The organism is Arthrobacter sp. (assembly GCF_030540645.1).
GTDB lineage: Bacteria > Actinomycetota > Actinomycetes > Actinomycetales > Micrococcaceae > Specibacter.
Genome location: NZ_JAUNVV010000021.1, coordinates 1 through 18,790, shown reverse-complemented (window position 1 = coordinate 18,790; position 18,790 = coordinate 1). Strand labels below are relative to the sequence as shown.

At 63.0% G+C, this 18,790-nt stretch carries 16 protein-coding genes; 12 read left to right on the top strand and 4 right to left on the bottom strand.

Going from position 1 to position 18,790, the window contains the following annotated elements:
• Nucleotides 1-23: 23 nt before the first annotated feature.
• The 7 genes from pyrF to Q4P21_RS06035 all read left to right on the top strand — a co-directional run bounded on the left by pyrF (nt 24) and on the right by Q4P21_RS06035 (nt 7,267).
• A complete protein-coding gene (gene pyrF / locus Q4P21_RS06065; protein ID WP_303387909.1) occupies nt 24-875 on the top strand; it encodes an orotidine-5'-phosphate decarboxylase in 852 nt (283 codons plus the stop codon).
• Between the two features lie 110 nt (nt 876-985).
• Entirely contained in the window at nt 986-1,306 is a 321-nt protein-coding gene (gene mihF, locus Q4P21_RS06060; RefSeq protein ID WP_303387908.1) for an integration host factor, actinobacterial type, read from the top strand.
• Nucleotides 1,303-1,917 (top strand): guanylate kinase, encoded by a 615-nt coding sequence (gene gmk / locus Q4P21_RS06055; RefSeq protein WP_303387907.1) that lies wholly within the window; start codon nt 1,303-1,305, stop codon nt 1,915-1,917. Before mihF ends, gmk begins: the two co-directional genes overlap by 4 nt.
• Before the next feature lie 35 nt (nt 1,918-1,952).
• The gene (gene rpoZ, locus Q4P21_RS06050; protein ID WP_207343989.1) at nt 1,953-2,210 is read left to right on the top strand and encodes a DNA-directed RNA polymerase subunit omega; all 258 of its coding nucleotides are present in this window, start codon (nt 1,953-1,955) and stop codon (nt 2,208-2,210) included.
• A gap of 19 nt (nt 2,211-2,229) precedes the next feature.
• On the top strand, nt 2,230-3,756 hold the full coding sequence (locus Q4P21_RS06045; protein ID WP_303387906.1) for a phosphopantothenate--cysteine ligase family flavoprotein: 1,527 nt from the start codon (nt 2,230-2,232) through the stop codon (nt 3,754-3,756).
• Nucleotides 3,757-3,811: 55 nt separating this feature from the next.
• Nucleotides 3,812-5,014 carry a methionine adenosyltransferase gene (gene metK / locus Q4P21_RS06040; RefSeq protein ID WP_303387905.1) on the top strand — a complete coding sequence of 401 codons (1,203 nt, stop codon included), beginning with the start codon at nt 3,812-3,814 and terminating at the stop codon, nt 5,012-5,014.
• 150 nt (nt 5,015-5,164) lie between these two features.
• Entirely contained in the window at nt 5,165-7,267 is a 2,103-nt protein-coding gene (locus tag Q4P21_RS06035) for a primosomal protein N' (protein WP_303387904.1), read from the top strand.
• Here Q4P21_RS06035 and Q4P21_RS06030 read toward each other — a convergent pair.
• The 4 genes from Q4P21_RS06030 to Q4P21_RS06015 all read right to left on the bottom strand — a co-directional run bounded on the left by Q4P21_RS06030 (nt 7,264) and on the right by Q4P21_RS06015 (nt 11,178).
• On the bottom strand, nt 7,264-8,316 hold the full coding sequence (locus Q4P21_RS06030; protein ID WP_303387931.1) for a glycosyltransferase family 1 protein: 1,053 nt from the start codon (nt 8,314-8,316) through the stop codon (nt 7,264-7,266). The genes Q4P21_RS06035 and Q4P21_RS06030 overlap by 4 nt on opposite strands.
• A 17-nt stretch (nt 8,317-8,333) precedes the next feature.
• On the bottom strand, nt 8,334-9,212 hold the full coding sequence (locus Q4P21_RS06025) for an alpha/beta fold hydrolase (RefSeq protein ID WP_303387930.1): 879 nt from the start codon (nt 9,210-9,212) through the stop codon (nt 8,334-8,336).
• Nucleotides 9,213-9,264: 52 nt separating this feature from the next.
• Nucleotides 9,265-10,098, bottom strand: a complete 834-nt coding sequence (locus tag Q4P21_RS06020) for an aldo/keto reductase (protein WP_303387903.1) — start codon at nt 10,096-10,098, stop codon at nt 9,265-9,267.
• 69 nt (nt 10,099-10,167) lie between these two features.
• On the bottom strand, nt 10,168-11,178 hold the full coding sequence (locus Q4P21_RS06015) for a sugar-binding transcriptional regulator (protein ID WP_303387902.1): 1,011 nt from the start codon (nt 11,176-11,178) through the stop codon (nt 10,168-10,170).
• A 175-nt stretch (nt 11,179-11,353) separates the two neighbouring features.
• On the opposite strand from Q4P21_RS06015, the gene Q4P21_RS06010 reads away from it, so the two are divergent.
• The 5 genes from Q4P21_RS06010 to Q4P21_RS05990 form a co-directional block, all read left to right on the top strand.
• A complete protein-coding gene (locus Q4P21_RS06010; RefSeq protein WP_303387929.1) occupies nt 11,354-13,072 on the top strand; it encodes a glycerol-3-phosphate dehydrogenase/oxidase in 1,719 nt (572 codons plus the stop codon).
• An 84-nt stretch (nt 13,073-13,156) separates the two neighbouring features.
• Entirely contained in the window at nt 13,157-13,897 is a 741-nt protein-coding gene (locus tag Q4P21_RS06005) for an MIP/aquaporin family protein (protein WP_303387901.1), read from the top strand.
• Between the two features lie 67 nt (nt 13,898-13,964).
• Nucleotides 13,965-15,479: a glycerol kinase GlpK gene (gene glpK / locus Q4P21_RS06000; RefSeq protein WP_303387900.1), complete on the top strand. Its 1,515-nt coding sequence runs from the start codon at nt 13,965-13,967 to the stop codon at nt 15,477-15,479.
• Between the two features lie 247 nt (nt 15,480-15,726).
• The gene (gene leuS, locus Q4P21_RS05995) at nt 15,727-18,252 is read left to right on the top strand and encodes a leucine--tRNA ligase (RefSeq protein ID WP_303387899.1); all 2,526 of its coding nucleotides are present in this window, start codon (nt 15,727-15,729) and stop codon (nt 18,250-18,252) included.
• Nucleotides 18,253-18,368: 116 nt separating this feature from the next.
• Nucleotides 18,369-18,790 (top strand): DegV family protein (locus Q4P21_RS05990; protein WP_303387898.1); only part of this gene is annotated, 422 nt, incomplete at its 3' end.

The window sequence follows — 18,790 nt, the reverse complement described above, 5'->3', positions numbered from 1 at the left end:
TCCCCGATCGAGAGGGTCCCGCGGTGAGCTTGCGAGACGGGGGAGTGATCAGGGGATTCGGCGCCCGGCTTGCCGCCGCCATGCTTGCCCGTGGTCCGCTGTGTGTGGGGATCGACCCGCACCCGGCACTGCTGGAAGCGTGGGGGCTGACGGACTCTGTGGAGGGCCTGCGCACGTTCTCGCAGACAGTGCTGGAAGCCGTGGAACCCTTGGCGGCAGCCATCAAGCCGCAAGTGGCGCTCTATGAGCGCCACGGCTCGGCCGGCCTGGCCGTACTGGAGGAACTGCTGGCCGCCGCCTCGGCAGCCAAGGTGCTCACCATCGCCGACGCCAAGCGCGGGGACATTGGTTCCACCATGGCCGGCTATGCCGACGCGTGGCTGCGCGACGGTTCGGCACTGGCCGCCGATTCAGTGACACTGAGCCCATACCTGGGTTTTGAATCACTGCGTCCGGCCCTTGACCTTGCGGCTGCCAATGGCAGGGGCGTTTTTGTCCTTGCCCTGACCTCCAACCCGGAAGGTGCCTCCGTGCAACATGTGGGTGGCGCCGAATCGGTCGCCAAACGCATTGTGGAGGCGGCCGCCGTCGAAAATCAGCGCTGGGCCGAGGAAGCACTCGGCTCGGTGGGGCTGGTGGTAGGCGCCACCGTGGGCAATGCGCTGACGGAGCTGGGTATTGATTTGGCCGCAGTCCACGGTCCGTTGCTCGCCCCGGGCCTGGGTGCCCAGGGCGCCACCGGTGCTGACATGCGGGCCACCTTCGGTGCTGCCTATCCGGCAGTGCTGGCGACTTCCAGCCGCGGCATCCTGGCCGCCGGCCCTGGAGTGGCACAGCTGCGGGCAGCCACACAGTCGACTCTGCAGGGCTTGTAGCCTTTGGCTGCTGCCGCGACAGATTGATTTGCGTCCCCGGTGCGGATAGGTTCGAAGGATTACTGAGCCGTGAACCCGCACCGGGGACAGCCATCAGCAGGGGAGCTTCCGTGAATTTGCCGCATCTGTCCCAAGAAGAACGCGCAGACGCACGGACGAAGGCCATTGCTGCCAGAACCCTGCGATCCCAGGCAAAACAAGACCTTAAAACAGGGAAGACCAGTGTTGCGGCCGTGCTCTTGGCGGCCGACGGTGAAGCTGCCCTGGACAGACTCAAAGTGTGTGAATTACTCGAAGCCCTCCCGGGCATTGGAAAGGTACGTGCAACTGTGATCATGAGCGAGCTGGGGATAGCCCCAACGCGCCGAGTGCGTGGCCTGGGCGTGCACCAGCGCCGGGCCCTCGTGGACTATCTGGGGCACAAGCAGTGAGCGGAGTGGAAGTGCCGAGCGAGAACACGGCCCGCACCAAGCCGCGCACCGGCGTGACAGTTCTGGCCGGGCCCACCGCCGTCGGCAAGGGAACAGTCTCCACGTTTATTCGCGACAACTACCCGGAGGTGTGGCTTTCGGTGTCGGCAACGACCCGTAAAGCCCGGCCCGGGGAAGACGAAGGGGTTCACTACTTCTTCAAGTCAGCGCAAGAGTTTGACTCATTGGAGGCGAGCGGGGACCTGCTCGAGTGGGCCGTGGTCCACGGCGTCAACCGCTACGGAACGTTGCGCAGCACTGTCGAAGCAGCTGTTGCGGCTGGCAAGTCGGTGTTGCTGGAAATCGACCTGCAGGGTGCCCGGCAGGTCAAAGCGGCCATGCCGGAAGCTGACTTCGTGTTCCTGGCCCCACCCACTTGGGAGGAATTGGTCCGCCGTTTGGTGGGACGCGGCACAGAAAGCGCCGAGGAACAGCACCGCCGCCTAGAAACAGCTAAACTGGAACTTGCTGCTGCCACAGAGTTCGACTACGTCATTGTCAATGACCAAGTCAGCCGTGCAGCAGCGGCGCTGGTTGACTTGATGGGGCTCACGCCCCATCACCTTGATTAAAACCGCAACACCCTTTACGAATTTTGGAGAAGCAATTGACAACACAACCCGAAGGCATCATCAATCCCCCCATCGATTCACTGCTTGAAGCAGCCGATTCGAAGTACGGATTGGTCATCTTTGGCGCAAAGCGTGCACGCCAGATCAACGCCTACTACGCACAGCTCCATGAGGGCCTGTTCGAGTATGTTGGCCCCTTGGTGGACACGAAGTTGAACGAGAAGTCGCTTTCCATCGCCTTCCGTGAAATCAACGAAGGCCTGCTGGTCTCCACACCCATCGAAGCCGCGTAACCAGCGTATTTCGCGGGGGATGAACGTGCTGAACATTGTTTTGGGGGTTGGCGGCGGCATCGCCGCCTACAAGTCCGCCTTGCTGCTGCGCCTCTTCACGGAGGCCGGCCACAAGGTCACGGTCATCCCCACCGAAGCGTCCACACGCTTTGTGGGCGTAGCCACCTGGGAGGCCCTCAGCGGGCATCCCGTCACCAACGACGTCTTTGACGCCGTTGACCAGGTCAACCATGTCCGGATTGGCCATGAGGCAGATCTGATCGTGGTGGCCCCGGCCACTGCGGATCTCATGGCAAAGGCCGCAGGTGGCCATGCCAACGACCTCTTGACGACCACGCTGCTCATGGCGCGAGGACCCGTCCTCTTTGCCCCTGCCATGCATACGGAAATGTGGCGGCACGCGTCGACGGCAGCTAATGTTGCCACCCTTCGTGCTCGCGGCATCCACGTGCTGGAGCCTGCCGTGGGCCGTTTGACAGGTCCGGACACCGGTCCCGGCCGGCTGCCGGAGCCGGAAGAGATCTTCGCCGCCGCGCTGGCTCTTGCCACGGGCGAACTTGCCACAGACGTGCTTGCCACAGGTGTGCCTGGCACAGGCCACCTTGCCACAGGCCAAGACGCGCCGGCAGCTGAGCAACAGGCCGCCGAGATTCACGACGCCGGCTCTCAGGCAGCCGTTGACGACCCGGAACTTTCGGCCAGCTCGGCGCCCACAGCTGACTCAGAGTCCCCAGCCGGAGCAGCACCTTCTGCTCGGGAAGTGCCTGCAGAGGCATTGGCGGACGAGCCTGCACACACCGCCGATCAGGCGTCGGCACTCAAGGGCGCAGAACCAGGCATCCTGTCCGGCAAAAGGGTGCTCATTACCGCCGGCGGTACGCGGGAACCACTGGATCCTGTGCGTTATCTCGGCAACAAGTCTTCCGGGAAGCAGGGCGTGGCGCTGGCTGAGGCTGCCCTGGCCGCCGGTGCCATTGTGACGCTCATCCACGCACCGTTGGAGGTGCCCGCTCCTGCAGGGGTCAAGCGCCAACGCATTGAGACGGCCCGTGAGCTGCGCTCTGCGGCGTTGGCTGCTGCGGCCAGTGCCGACGTCGTCATCATGGCAGCAGCTGTGGCGGATTTCCGGCCGGCCAGCATGTCCACCGGCAAGATCAAAAAACGTGACAATGTGCCCGACCCCGTCATCGAACTCGTGCGTAACCCGGACATCCTCGTGGAATTGGTGGCACACCGCGCCGCCCAAAACCAGCGCCAGCTCATTGTCGGATTTGCCGCAGAGACCGGCGACGAACAAGGCGATGCCCACAGCTACGCCCAGGCGAAGCTCGTCCGCAAGGGTTGCGATCTGCTCGTGGTCAATGAGGTGGGGCCCGGGGAGAACGGGTCCGAGCGCGTCTTTGGCCAGGACAAGAATCAGGTCGAAATCCTGGCACTCGACGGTGCCGCCCCCGTGCAGGCCGGTGGGAGCAAACGCGAGGTGGCAGACGCCGTCGTGCATCTCATTGCCCAACGACTGGCAGCCAGTAAAGCCCGCCCAGTGTGACTATCCATGTCTGCCGCCGAAAGGTGAGCAGCACAATGACCAGTAAAGTAGATACGTGACTTCACTAAACCCCTTGCGTCTTTTTACCTCCGAATCCGTGACAGCCGGGCATCCCGACAAAATTTGCGACCAGATCAGCGACGCCATTTTGGATGCACTGCTGGCCGAGGATCCCAATTCCCGGGTTGCGGTGGAGACCATGGCCACGACCGGTTTGGTGCATGTGGCAGGCGAGGTGACGACGAACGCGTATGTGGAGATCCCGCAGATTGTCCGCAACACCATCCTGGACATCGGCTACGACTCCTCAGCCAACGGCTTTGACGGTGCCCGCTGTGGAGTGTCGGTCTCGATCGGGCAGCAGTCCCAGGACATTTCCGACGGCGTGTTCAACGCCTTGGAGGTCCGTGAAGGCACCGCCGTGGACAAGTACGACACCCAGGGCGCGGGAGACCAGGGCCTCATGTTCGGCTATGCCAGCAACGAGACGGCCTCGTTCATGCCCACCCCCATCTTCCTCGCCCACAGGCTCTCGGAACGGCTCACGAAGGTGCGCAAGTCCGGACTGCTGGAGTACCTGCGCCCGGACGGCAAGACCCAGGTGACCATTGGTTACGACGGCGACAAGCCGGTCTCCGTGGACACCGTGGTGATCTCCAGCCAGCACGCTGAAGGCACGGAACTGGACAAGTTGCGTGCCGACCTGCAGGAATTCGTCATCACCCCTGTCATGGACGCCTCCGGACTGGATGTTTCCAACATCAAGACGTACCTGAACCCGGCCGGACCGTTTGTGGTGGGCGGACCCGTGGGCGACGCCGGCCTTACCGGACGCAAGATCATTGTGGATACATATGGCGGCATGGCCCGACACGGTGGCGGTGCGTTCTCCGGTAAGGACCCGTCAAAGGTGGACCGCTCGGCGGCCTACGCGATGCGTTGGGTGGCCAAGAATGTGGTTGCCGCAGGTCTGGCCGCCCGCGCTGAAGTCCAGGTTGGCTACGCCATTGGTGTGGCCCGCCCCGTGGGCGTGTATGTGGAGACGTTCGGCACGGAGACGGTGGACCCGCGCCAGATCGAGGCCGCCATTGCCGCCGTGTTCGATCTTCGCCCCATGGCCATCATCGACAGCCTGGACCTTTTGCGGCCCATCTACGCCAAGACGGCAGCCCACGGCCACTTTGGCCGTGATGATCCCGACTTCACGTGGGAGAACCTTGACCGCGTGGATGAGTTGAAGGCGTTCTTCAACGGCTGAGCCCCCGCGCTCAGCAACACTCTGTCCGCAACCGCTTTATCCACAGCTAAGCACGGCCCGCTGACACCTTTGTCAGGGGGCTGTGCTTAGCTTGTTTCAGGCCCGAACAACGGACCCGACGCTTGCCGTACAACGAGAACAGGAGCGCCCATGGATGAGGATTCCAGCCACGGTGTGCAACTGAGTCTGTTGAGCGGTTTCGTGGCCAAGGAACGGGTTGCCGATCCGTACAGCGGGGTGGTGCTCGCCGCAAATTTACCCGTGGCGCAGATCATCATTGATTCACCGCTGCCGCACCTTGACCGGATCTTTGACTACTCGGTCCCGCAAGAGCTCGACGCCGTTGCCCAGCCCGGCGTGCGGGTGCGGGTGAAGTTCTCCGGCCAGGACCTCAACGGCTTCCTTGTGGCGCGGATTGCGGAGTCCCATAGCGAGCGGCTGGTTCCGCTGGGCCGCGTTTATTCGGCTGTTCCCGTGTTGACTCCGGCTGTGTTGGAGCTGGCCCGGAAAGTTGCCGCGCGCTACAGCGGTACTGTGGCGGATGTGCTGCGCGTCGCCGTCCCGCCGAGGGTTGCCAGCCTGGAAAAAGTGTTTCTGGGTCGGGATCGCGAAACGGCTACCGCACCGCACGAGCCCATGCCGCGGCTTGAGGCGTCCTCTTTCGCCGACTATGCCCACGCCGAGGATTTCCTGACCCGTCTGGCCATGGGGGAGACACCGAAGGCCGTGCTGGGATCCCTTGCCGGATTCGGCGTGCACTCGTGGCACCACCAGCTGGCCCAGGCCGTGGCTTCCTGCCAGATCTCGGGTCGTGGCGCCATAGTGGTGGTTCCGGACCTTCGTGACCTTGAACTGCTGGAGCAGGCCTTCGCATCTGTTTTGGAGGCAGGGACGTATCTGAAGCTGACGGCGGACGACGGCCCCAGCCTGCGCTACGCGAACTTCCTCCAAGTGCTGTCTGGGGATGTGCAGATTGTCATCGGCACCCGGTCCGCGGCCTATGCCCCGGTGGCGGACCTGGGCCTGGTGTGCTGCTGGGACGACGGCGACGAACTGCACGTAGAGCGTCGCGCGCCCTACCAACACAGCCGCGACGTGTTGTTGCTGCGCTCGGAAATTGAGGACACGGCAGTGCTTATGGCAGGCCACTCCCGCAGCAGCCAATCTCAACGCCTTGTTGCCACGGGCTGGGCGCAGGAACTCGTGGCTGGTCGGCCAGCAGTGCGCAAGTCCACGCCACGGGTCATCAGCACCTCGGACTCCTTTGAAATGGAACGCGACCCGGCCGCTGCCATGGCACGACTGCCGCACAGGGCGTGGGAAACAGCGAAGGCAGCGGTGAAGTTCGGCCCCGTCCTGGTGCAGGTGGCCCGAACCGGCTACGCCCCGGCACTGGCTTGCCAGCGCTGCCGCGAAGTGGCCCGCTGTCGGCACTGCACCGGTCCGCTGATGCAGGGGCGTTCAGCGGGCTCCGCCTCCATCATGGTCACCTGCAAGTGGTGCGGGGTGGCCGAGACGGCCTTTAGCTGCCCCACCTGCGGTTTCCATGAACTGCGTGCCATCGCCGTCGGGGCCTTGCGCACGGCCGAGGAGCTGGGGCGGGCTTTCCCGTCGGTTCCCGTCATTTCCTCCTCAGGTGAGCACATCAAGACCACCGTGCCGGACAAACCGGCCATCGTGGTGGCCACCATCGGGGCTGAACCAGTGGCAGCCCACGGCTATGCGGCAGCGCTGCTCCTCGACGGGGACTCCATGTTGCGCCGTGAGACGCTGCGGGCAGGGGAGGAGGCGCTGCGGCGCTGGATGAACGCAGCCGCCCTGGTGCGTCCGGCCAAGGACGGCGGCATTGTGGTGGTCACGGCTGAGGATTCATTGGAGGTGGCCACGCTGGTGCGCTGGGACCCGGCCGGTTACGCCGAGCGGGAGTTTCTACTCCACCACGAGTTGCAGCTGCCCCCGGCAGTCAGAGTCGCGGCCCTGACCGGACGGGAAGCCGATGTGGAGGCGTTTGTGACCGAGCTTGAACTGCCCGACGGTGTCAGGGTCATTGGTCCGGCACCCCTGCCCCGTGCGTTCTCAGGTGCGCCGTCGGAGGATCCGGACGAAGCGCCGGACTACCGCACGCTCGTCTTCTTCCCGTATTCGGAAGCCGCCGGGATCACCGCTGCCATGCGCTCCTTGAAAGCCGCCAACGCGGCCCGCAGGGTGGGCAAACCAGTGCAGGTGCGCTGCGACGGCCTGGACGTGCTCTAGCTCCGCAGTTCCTCGGCGATCGCCAACAATTCCTGCGCGGAGGCATCCCAGCTGAAAGTTGCGGCCTGCTCGACGGACGCCGTGGAACTGGCAGCCCACGTCTGGTGGGAATCCAAGGCGCGCACAGCTGCGGCAAATTCCTGCGGTGAATCGGCCGGCACATAGTGTGCTGCCGCCCCGCCTACTTCCCGGAAGATGTCCGTGTCCGCCACGACCACCGGCGTGCCCAATGCCATGGCTTCAACCAGTGGCAGGCCGTAGCCTTCTGCCTTGCTCAACGTGACGAGGGCGGTGGTGCGCAGCAGCAAGTCGTCGTACTCGGCGTCCGTGACACCGTTGTGGAAGACCACTTTCGCCCCGGCGGGGATCAGTTCCTCCAGTTCGGCACGGCGTTCGGCGGTGATGCGGCTGAGCAGGTTCAGCGTGAAGTCCGGCAGCTCGCCCATACCGCGGATGAGCGTCTCAACGTTCTTATACGGCATGAAGGATCCCATGTAGGCCAGCGACTTCTCCGGCGCCACGCCAGGATCGCGCGGGGTGCGTTCACCCTGGGGCGCATTTCCAATGATCCTGACGGGGCGCTTCGTGAGCTTGTGCTTGCGCATCAGCCCCAGCGTGGTCTGGCTGATGGTTGCCACCACATTGGCCCTGTTCAGCAACACCCGCTGCGGCCAATACGCCTTGTGATACAGGCGCCACAGCACCCTGACCGGGGCTGGCAGGAACCCGGGCGGGGCGGGGTGCTCGTAGTAGATGAGGTCGTGCAGCGTCAGCACCAGCGGGTATTTCCGCCCCCAGCTGCCCATGGTCTGCATGGGGCAGAACACCAAGTCCGCATGGAGCTTGTTCACCTGCCGGGCCACCACCAACTCCAGCGGCGAAAGCGGGGAGTTGATCTTCACCCACGGCAGTGCAGGTAGCAGGGCCAGCTGGCGTTCGTCGTGGATGAGCATGGTCACCTGCGCGTAAGGGGCGACGGCGGCCATGAGGGACGCGCCGTAGCGGCTGATGCCGTCGTGGTGGTCCATCCTCGTGAAGCGGGCATCCATGACGATCTTGGGTTTGCTCACGGGGCGGGGTGCCTTTCCAGGAAGTCGATGATGGCGGCGGCGGCCGGTGCGGGTGTCTCATAGTGGATCAGGTGGCCAACGTTGTCGATAACCACCAATTCGGCATCAGGCAACAGCGTCGCCAGGGTCCGCTGGGTGGGGAGCGTGGCAATTTCGTCCCGTTCGCCGGCGATCAACAGCGTGGGCAGCGTCAGGCGCGGCGCCACTTCACGAACTGTGCCACTGACGGAGGCCTGGAATGCTTCAAGGAGCATGTCCCGGTTCGCAAAGTCGCTGAAGTAGGCGTGGTGCTGGCCGTGGATGAAGGCCAGCAAGTCCTTGTCGCGGGTCTTGGCCATGGTGATGGACATGAGGTGGACGATCAGCTTGTTGCGCAGCAGGGCATTGCCGAACGTGCCGGGCAGCTTTGCCGCAGCCCAGTAATAGAAAACAGCGAGCTTGGTCATGATCCCTTTGGGCCCCTCCAATGCGGGGGAGGCGATGGGGTTGACCAAAATCAGCGGATGCACGCGCCCGGGGTGGTTGGCGACAAAGTGACTGACGACGATCGAGCCGAAGGAATGGCCCAACAGCACCGTGTCGGGCCCCAAGGAAAGAGCTTTCAGGAAATCATCCAGGAAGTCGGTGTAGCCGGGAATGTCGTGCTTTTTGTGGGCAAATGCCGGGCTGGCGCCAAAGCCGGGCAAATCGGCCATGATGATCCGGTAGTCCGGCAGAAGCTCAACCACCCGTTCCAGACCGTGGTGATCGCCCCTGAATCCGTGCACCATCACCAGGGTGCGGCTTGCTGGCTGGCCGTCCACCGGTGCGTAGTCCCAGTAGTGCACGGCTGTGCCCGACACCTCCAGCACATGGGCGCCCACACGAGCGGCCAGGTCAACAGCGAGAGGTGAGGGGGCCGGCGTCGTACTTCTCTTCGTGGACAACTCAGTTCACCTGATTAGGGTTGGAACCTGAGCGACGGCCCTGATCAAGGGCGTCCACCCGGGCCATGTCGGCGTCGGACAGGGAAAAGTCGAAAACACTCAGGTTTTCCCTGATCCGCTGTGCAGAACTGGCCTTGGGAATCACCAGGTGGCCGGACTGGACATGCCAGCGAAGCACTATTTGGGCCGTGGAACGCCCGTGGTCAGCTGCGAGCGCCGACAGGGTCGAGTCCGCCAAAATGGCGCCGCGTGCCAGCGGGCTCCATGCCTGGGTGGCAATGCCGAGCTCTGCGTGCAGCGCCAGCAGTTCGCGTTGTGCCAGCCAGGGGTGAAGCTCCACCTGGTTGACGGCCGGAATGACGTCGCAGGCGTCAAGGAGCTGGTGCAGGTGGGTGGGTTCAAAGTTGCTCACCCCGATGGCCCGCACCCGCCCCTGCTGGTACAGGGTTTCCAGTGCCTTATACGTGGGGATGAACAGCCCGCGCTCGGGGCATGGCCAGTGGATAAGGAACATGTCCAGGTAGTCCAGGCCCAGCTCTTCCATGCTGGCGTCAAAGGCGGCCAAAGTGGAGTCGTAGCCCTGCTCCGTGTTCCACACCTTCGAGGTGACAAACACGTCCTCGCGCAGGAGCCCGCCAGCCACGGCACGGTTCACGGCTTGACCCACACCGGCTTCGTTGCCGTACAGGGCGGCCGTGTCGATGGTGCGGTATCCGGTGTCCAGCGCGGTGGAGACCAGGTTGGCGCAGTCTTCTGCCGGGACCTTGTAGACGCCGTAGCCGAGGGCATCAATGCTGACGCCATTGTTGAGCATGTATTTGGGGGAGCGATGCATGGATACGACTTTACCCATTTTTACCCACTGGCTTCTTCCATTGGAGGCTTTGTCCCTTGGCGCGGCGGCTCACAACCCGTCCAGGCCCTGGAGTAGTCCAAAGATCGGGTCGGAGGAATGGCTGTCCTGTTCAACCAGCTCACGGGCTGTGGTCTCGTCCAGGATCAGGTCCGTGGCCAGCCCGGCCGCCAACGCACCGCGCAGGCCCCTGATTTTTCGGCGCCCGGAGACCACGCAGATCCGACGCCGGACCTTGCGCAGGTTCTCCAGGCTGGGTCCGCTGGAACGGTCGTTGAGGACGATGCCGCCATCGGTGCCGTCGGAGCGGAAGAACACGGTGGCCACGTCTCCTGCCACCCCGCTGGCTTCCAGCGAGTCGAGGTCGGTGGCATCGAGGTACCCGCCGGAATACACGTGGCTGGGAATCTCAGCATCCATGGAGCCCACGCCAAAGATGGCAATGGTCATGCGCTCCTGCAGGTCAAGGATGCGCCGAACACTGCGTTCTCGCCACATCATGTTCTTCGTTTCGGCGTGGTCAAAGAAGGCAGGCACAGGGAACTGTTCCACTTTTGCCCCATAGGCGGTGCCAAAGCGGCGGATGATCTCGGAGGCGTAGGTGATGCCGGAGGTTTGGGTGTTGCCAGCGCCGTTGAGTTGGACAATGGTGCTGCCGTGGGTGGTTTTGCTGGTCAGGTGCCGGCTGACGGTACTCACAGTGGAGCCCCAGGCCACGCCTATCACCGCATTGGAGTCCACGAGTGGGCCGATGGTACGTGCGGCCTGCATGCTGACCCGTTCAAGGACCTCCACCTCATTGAGCATGTCCGAGACAGGCACCACGTGCACATCCACCTGGTGCCGCGTGCGGATGACCCGTTCAAGTTCCGGTGCCCTATCGGAGGGGGTCTTGATCTGAATCTGCACCAATCCCGTTTCCCGGGCGGCGGCCAGCAGCCTGGAAACGGTGGATCTGGACGTGCTGAGTTCTCGGGCAATGGCGTCCATGGTCTGGTCCTGCAAGTAGTACATTTGTGCAGCCCGGAGCGTGTCTTGCTGTTTTGTTCGGCGTGAAGACATGCCATCCCTCCGCATTCTGCACATTCGTGCACCACTGTTGACTATATTTTCCATCTGGTCAAACAATAATGGATATAGGCGCACTGCGCGCAACCAACGGGACTCGAATGAGGTCGATGTGAAGAACATAGGCAACGCTGACAAAAATCATGATTCAACGACCCCGCGCCCTGGTGTGCGTGAACAGCTTGAGGCGCTCAAAGCACGCCCTCACGCCCAGGTATTGATCATTGGCGGCGGCATCAATGGTGTCGGGACGTTCCGTGACTTGGCATTGCAGGGCATCGACGTGGCACTGGTGGAACGCGGGGACTACTGCCAAGGTGCTTCCGGCGCATCGTCCCACATGATCCACGGCGGTATCCGGTACCTGGAAAATGGTGAGTTCCGCCTCGTCAAGGAGTCCGTCGAGGAGCGCAACGGGCTGCTGAAGATCGCGCCCCACTACGTCAAGCCGCTGCAGACCACCATCCCCATCTTCTCCACGTTTTCAGGGATTCTCAGCGCCCCTATTCGCTTCCTCACGCACAAGCAGGGCAAGCCCCAGGAGCGCGGCGCGTTCTTGATCAAGGTGGGTTTGACCCTGTATGACTTCTTCTCCCGCGACGGCGGCACTGTACCCCGTCACGATTTCAAGTCCCGCAAGAAGGCGCTGTCGGAGCTGCCCCAACTACACCCGGGCATCAAGTACGCGGCCACGTACTATGACGCTTCCGTGCACAACCCTGAGCGTCTGACGCTCGACGTGCTGCAGGATGGCGAGAAGGCGGGTGGTTCCTCGGAGGGTATCGGTCAGGCACGCCCCACCAACTATGTTGCCGTGACCGCGGTCAAGGACGACGGCGTCGAACTCACCGACCAGCTGACGGGCGAATCCTTCGTGTTCACCGCAGACGTCATCATCAACACCACTGGCGCCTGGGTGGACATGACAAACGCAGACATGGGTGCGGAAACACGCTTCATGGGCGGCACCAAGGGATCCCACATCGTCCTGGACCACCCGGGACTGCTGGCAGCGTGCAACGGCCGCGAGATCTTCTTCGAACACACGGACGGTCGCATTGTGCTGATCTACCCGATGGGGGACAGGGTCCTTGTCGGCACCACCGACGTCAATGCGGACATGGCCCAGGACGCCGTCTGCACCGACGCCGAGATTGACTACTTCTTTGACCTGATCGGGCACGTGTTCCCCAACGTTCTGGTAACGCGCGAGGACATCGTGTACAGCTTCGCTGGCGTCCGGCCACTACCCCGGCATGACGAAACAGCCCCCGGGTTCGTCTCCCGCGACTACCGTATTGAACGGGCAGACCGCACCATTGCCGGCAAGTCAGTGCCGGTGCTCAGTCTCGTCGGCGGGAAGTGGACCACCTTCCGCGCACTTTCGGCGCACATGACCAACGACGTCCTCGCCATCCTGGGCAAGCAGCGCAAGACGTCTACGGAAAAGCTGGCCATAGGCGGCGGCGTGAACTTCCCGGCAACCAGTGAAGGGGTGGAGGCCTGGATTTCCTCCCACACCAGCGAGACTGTGGACGCCACACGTGCCGGTGTCCTGCTCACCCGCTATGGCACACGCGCCAAGGACGTGCTGGCGTTCCTCAAGGAAGGCAAGGACACCGTGTTTGACTCAACGGGTGAACTCAGTGATCGGGAGGTTGAATTCATGGTTGAGAACGAGCAGGTGGGGCACCTCATTGACGTCATGATCCGACGCACGTCCCTGGCCTTCCGTGGCCTTGTCACGAGGGAGCTGTTGGCTGAAACAGCCGCCGCGTTGGCGGAACCGTTGGGCTGGGACGAGGCACGTGTGGCTGAGGAAATCAGTCACAGCATAGAAATTCTGGACCGTTTCCACGGCGTCCAGGTACAAAGCTTGATGGCGTAGGGCCCCCCGGGGCAAAGCGGTCTCAAGAGGGCCGCACAAAGGTGTGTGCCTTTCAACGAAGTACGAAAAAAGTAGGAGTCAAAGATGTCTCTTGGAATTGTGTTCCTGTCCGAAGTGGCAGGAACGGCGCTGCTGACCCTTTTGGGTTGCGGCGTGGTGGCCAACGTTGCGTTGAAGGGAACCAAGGGTAACTCCGGCGGTTTCCTCCTCGTCAACTGGGGCTGGGGCTTGGCCGTCATGTCCGGTGTGTTTGTCGCAGCGAAGTCGGGAGCGCACCTCAACCCCGCAGTGACGGTTGGCCTGTTGGCCAACGGCAAAGCCGAATACGCCCCGGGAGTTGCGGTGTCATTCGCTTCAACCATGACGTACTTCGGTGCGGAGATGCTCGGCGCATTCATCGGTGCCGTGCTCTGCTGGGTCGCCTACAAGCAGCACTTTGACGGCGAGCCTGATGCGGCCACCAAGCTGGGCGTGTTCTCAACCGGTCCTGCCATCCGCAGCTACGGATGGAACGTTGCCACGGAAATCATCGGCACCTTCGTTCTCGTGTTCGTGATTCTGCACTTTGGTGGCGGGGTTGTGGGCCTCGGCCCGCTGCCTGTTGCGCTGCTGGTCGTCGCCATCGGTGCTTCCCTCGGTGGTCCCACCGGTTACGCCATCAACCCGGCCCGTGACCTCGGCCCGCGCATTGCCCACGCACTGCTGCCCATCAAGGGCAAGGGCTCCAGTGACTGGAGCTACGCCTGGGTGCCCGTGGTGGGCCCCCTGGTTGGTGGCGCACTGGGTGGTTTTGGTGCAGCTTGGCTGCCCCTGGTGGTTGGCTGATCCAGCACCCTGTAGGACAAGTCTTTCCCATGTTTTTTAATGTGAATTGCTAGCAAAGGAAACAATGATGTCTCAATATGTAATCGCCATTGACCAGGGCACCACCAGTAGTCGTGCCATTGTGTTTGACCATGATGGAAACATCGTCTCCACCGGCCAGCTGGAGCATGAGCAAATTTTTCCCAAGGCAGGCTGGGTGGAACACAACGCTGCCGAAATTTGGAACAATACCCGTGAGGTGATTGGCACCGCATTGGCGCAAGCCAACCTGACCCGCCACGACATTGTCGGGGTGGGCATCACCAACCAGCGTGAGACCGCCGTCGTCTGGGACAAAAATACCGGTGTCCCCGTGTACAACGCCATCGTCTGGCAGGACACCCGCACCCAGTCCATCGTTGATGAACTGGCAGCGGATGGCGGCGTCGAACGTTTCAAGGCCAAGGTGGGCCTGCCGCTGGCCACGTACTTCTCCGGCACCAAGATCAAGTGGATCCTGGACAACGTCGAAGGCGCCCGTGCCAAGGCCGAGGCCGGAGACCTGCTGTTCGGCAACACTGACAGCTGGGTTACCTGGAACCTGACCGGCGGCACTGACGGCGGCGTGCACATCACCGACGTCACCAATGCCTCCCGCACCATGTTCATGGATTTGGAAACCCTGCAGTGGGATGACGAGATCCTGGGCATCTTCGGGGTTCCGAAGTCCATGATGCCGGCCATCAAGTCCTCCTCCGAGGTGTACGGGCACGTGCACAGCAGCCAGCTGCTGCGTGAAGTTCCGGTGGCAGGCATTCTGGGTGACCAGCAGGCGGCAACGTTCGGTCAGGCCGCATTCCAAACGGGTGAAGCCAAGAACACCTACGGCACTGGCTGCTTCCTGATCTTCAACACGGGCGAAGAAATTGTCCACTCGAAGAACGGCCTGCTGACCACCCTCGGCTACAAGCTCGGAGACGCCGCCCCGCACTACGCCCTTGAGGGTTCCATCGCCGTCACCGGTTCACTGATCCAGTGGCTGCGCGACAACATCGGCATGATCAAGTCCGCGCCCGAGGTCCAGGAACTGGCAGCCTCGGTCGAGGACAACGGCGGTGTGTACATTGTGCCGGCGTTCTCCGGCTTGTTTGCCCCGTATTGGCGTCCGGACGCCCGTGGTGCCATCGTGGGACTGACCCGCTTTGTGAACAAGGGCCACATTGCCCGTGCAGCCCTCGAGGCGACGGCGTTCCAGACCCGCGAGGTGCTGGACGCCGTCAACGCGGACTCCGGTGTTGACTTGACTGAGTTGAAGGTCGACGGCGGCATGGTTGCCAACGATGCCCTCATGCAGTTCCAAGCAGACATCCTGGGTGTGCCGGTCATCCGGCCCAAGGTCACCGAAACCACTGCCCTGGGCGCCGCCTACGCAGCCGGTTTAGCCGTGGGCTTCTGGAAGGACCTGGGCGAGCTGTCCGCGAACTGGTCCGAAGACAAGCGGTGGGAGCCCAACATGGATCCGGCCGAGCGTGACCGTCAAATGCGTCTGTGGAAGAAAGCCGTCACCAAGTCCATGGACTGGGTTGACGACGACGTGAAGTAACACCCACTGCAGCGGTATCCGCCGCAGCCTACGTCGCGAAGGGGCCCGCCCGCTGCGCGGACACCCGAAGCCGCACCCGGGCCCCTTCTCGACTTCGGCTGCGCCGCGGCTCCATTCCCAGTGCGCTAAAGTGGAGGGATGCACAACTTTCTTCCGCTTAGCTAACCGCAATCATGATTGCGGTGCGCCCCTTGCCTGGTCGAGGGGCTTTTGTGTGTAACGGGCCAGAAGGTGCAAGAAGCCATTGATGAACGAAAAGGCAGGGTACGTGAGCGTGCAGTCCCAGACTGAAGAGAACAGTGAAGAAGTCGTCTACAGTTTCGCCCAGATGGAAGCCAAATGGCCTGCCGTCTGGGATGAGCTGAACGTTTTCGCCCCACTTGACGACGGGTCAAAGGAACGCCGTTACGTCCTTGACATGTTCCCGTACCCCTCCGGTGACCTGCATATGGGACACGCAGAAGCGTTTGCGATGGGCGACGTCGTCTCACGCTATTGGCGCCAGCTTGGCTACGATGTGCTGCACCCGATCGGCTGGGACTCCTTTGGCCTGCCGGCGGAGAACGCGGCCATCAAGCGCAACGCCCACCCCAGCGAGTGGACCTACGCCAACATTGACACGCAGGCGGAGTCGTTCAAACGCTATGCCGTCTCCGTGGACTGGTCCCGCCGCCTGCAGACCTCCGACCCTGAGTACTACCAGTGGACGCAGTGGCTGTTCAAGCGCTTCTACGAGCGCGGGCTTGCGTACCGAAAAAACTCTCCGGTCAACTGGTGCCCCAAGGACCAGACCGTGCTGGCCAACGAACAAGTGGTCAATGGTGCCTGTGAGCGTTGCGGCACGGTTGTCACGAAGAAGTCCCTGAACCAGTGGTACTTCAAGATCACCGACTACGCGGACCGCCTGCTTGATGACATGGACGCGCTGAAGGGCCACTGGCCGGACCGCGTGCTGGCCATGCAGAAGAACTGGATCGGCCGTTCCGAAGGCGCCCACGTCACGTTCGTGATCGAGGCTGCCGGGGCGGAAAAGCCGGAGCAGGAACTGACTGTCTTCACCACCCGCCCCGACACGCTCTACGGTGCAACGTTCTTCGTGGTGGCTGCCGACGCCCCACTGGCGCTTGACCTTGTCACGGCCGAGAACGCAGAGGCCCTGAGCGAGTACCGTGAGCAGGTCAAGGCCCTCAGTGACATTGAGCGCCAGTCCACCGAACGCCCCAAGTCCGGCGTGTTCACGGGCCGCTACGCCATCAACCCGCTGACCGGGGAGAAGCTGCCCGTCTGGGCCGCAGATTACGTCCTGGCTGACTATGGCACGGGTGCCATCATGGCCGTGCCCGCCCACGACCAGCGCGACCTTGACTTCGCCAAGGCCTTCAACCTGCCGGTTCGCGCCGTCCTGGACACCGGCATGGAGGATCCCGCCGAAAGCGGCGTCGCCAGCACTGGTGAAGGCACTTTGATGAACTCCGGTGAGTTGAACGGGCTTTCCAAGTCCGAGGGTATCCCCGCCGCCATTGAGATCCTGGAAAAGCTGGGGACCGGCGAGAAGTTCGTGAACTTCCGTCTGCGTGACTGGCTGCTGTCCCGCCAGCGTTTCTGGGGTACCCCCATCCCCATCATCCACTGCGCCGACTGCGGCGAAGTCCCGGTTCCAGACGAGCAGCTGCCCGTGCGCCTGCCGGAGAACCTGCGCGGCGAGGACCTTTCGCCCAAGGGCACCTCCCCGCTGGCCGCGGTTGAAGAATGGGTCAACGTTCCCTGCCCGAAGTGCGGCGGCGCAGCCAAGCGCGACACCGACACCATGGACACGTTCGTGGACTCGTCCTGGTACTTCCTGCGCTTCGTCTCCCCACAGTTCACCGAGGGGCCCTTTGACCCGGCCAAGGTCAATGACTGGATGCCGGTGGGCCAGTACGTGGGCGGTGTGGAGCACGCCATCTTGCACCTGCTCTACGCCCGCTTCTTCACCAAGGTCATCCACGACATGGGCATGCTTGAAGCCACCGAGCCCTTCAGCGCACTGCTAAACCAGGGCCAGGTGCTCAACGGCGGCAAGGCCATGAGCAAGTCCCTGGGCAACGGCGTCGATCTTGGCGAGCAGTTGGACAAGTACGGGGTGGACGCCATCAGGCTCACCATGGTCTTCGCCGGACCTCCCGAGGACGACGTCGACTGGGCGGATGTTTCGCCGTCGGGCTCGGCCAAGTTCCTCGCCCGTGCATGGCGCCTGGGCAACGACGTCGACAGTGCGCCCGGCACCGACACGGCAGGTGGTGATGCAGCCCTGCGCTCACTGACGCACCGCACCGTCCACGAGGTGAAGGCGCTGCTGGAAGGCCACAAGTTCAACGTGGTCGTCGCGAAGCTCATGGAACTCGTCAACGCCACGCGTAAGGTGATCGACTCCGGTGCCGGCGCGCAGGATCCGGCTGTGCGTGAAGCAGCCGAAGCCGTGGCAGTCGTGCTGAGCCTCTTTGCCCCCTACACGGCCGAGGACATGTGGAACGCCCTGGGCCACCCGGCATCAGTGGCAAACGCAGGCTTCCCCGCCGTCGACGAGGCCCTGCTGGTGCAGCAGAGCGTCACCGCGATCGTGCAGATCAAGGGCAAGCTCAAGGACCGGCTGGAAGTGTCCCCAGACATCACCGAGGACGAATTGCGTGAGTTGGCGCTGGCCTCCGACGTGGTCCAAAAAGCGCTCGATGGCCGTGGCATCCGCACCGTGATCGTCCGTGCGCCTAAGCTGGTCAATATCGTTCCTGCCTAGGACGCGCAAGGCCACCGAATTCAAGTGCCTTCCCGGCCCCACGGCAGGGAAGGCACTTTTGGTTTGCAGGACACGTGGCAGCGGACTGGCAGGGCTGCCCTGGGAGAGGGGTAGCTGTGACGGATACGGCAGCGTCTGCGCGGGCATGGCTGATCCAGCAGGTCCAGCGCCTGCGCCCCAAGGGCGGCGCACAAATTTCCAGCGAGGAACCCCCGCCCAAGCCGCGCATCGCCATCGTCACCGATTCCGCCGCGGCTCTGCCGTCGGAATGGGTCAGCGAGTTCACCAAGGACGGCCTGCTGACCGTGGTGCCGATGCCGGTGATCATCGGCGAGAACGTCTATTCCGACGACGACGCCGAACTCGAGACCCATATTTCCCTCGCCTTGGCATCGGGCACGTCCGTGAAAACGTCCCGGCCTTCACCGGGACTGTTCGACCGTGCGTACAAAAATGCGGCCGAGGCAGGTTTTGACGCCGTTGTCTCGCTCCATATTTCAGCCAAGCTCTCAGGAACTTGCGAAGCGGCGCGGTTGTC

Bases quoted from the DNA above. Each gene is read 5' to 3' on its own strand.
- Q4P21_RS06045 (WP_303387906.1), top strand. From the start codon at position 2,230: ATGAACGTGCTGAACATTGTTTTGGGGGTTGGCGGCGGCATCGCCGCC.
- Q4P21_RS06035 (WP_303387904.1), top strand. From the start codon at position 5,165: ATGGATGAGGATTCCAGCCACGGTGTGCAACTGAGTCTGTTGAGCGGT.
- Q4P21_RS06030 (WP_303387931.1), bottom strand. From the start codon at position 8,316: ATGGATGCCCGCTTCACGAGGATGGACCACCACGACGGCATCAGCCGC.
- Q4P21_RS06020 (WP_303387903.1), bottom strand. From the start codon at position 10,098: ATGCATCGCTCCCCCAAATACATGCTCAACAATGGCGTCAGCATTGAT.
- Q4P21_RS06015 (WP_303387902.1), bottom strand. From the start codon at position 11,178: ATGTCTTCACGCCGAACAAAACAGCAAGACACGCTCCGGGCTGCACAA.
- Q4P21_RS06005 (WP_303387901.1), top strand. From the start codon at position 13,157: ATGTCTCTTGGAATTGTGTTCCTGTCCGAAGTGGCAGGAACGGCGCTG.
- glpK (WP_303387900.1), top strand. From the start codon at position 13,965: ATGTCTCAATATGTAATCGCCATTGACCAGGGCACCACCAGTAGTCGT.
- leuS (WP_303387899.1), top strand. From the start codon at position 15,727: ATGAACGAAAAGGCAGGGTACGTGAGCGTGCAGTCCCAGACTGAAGAG.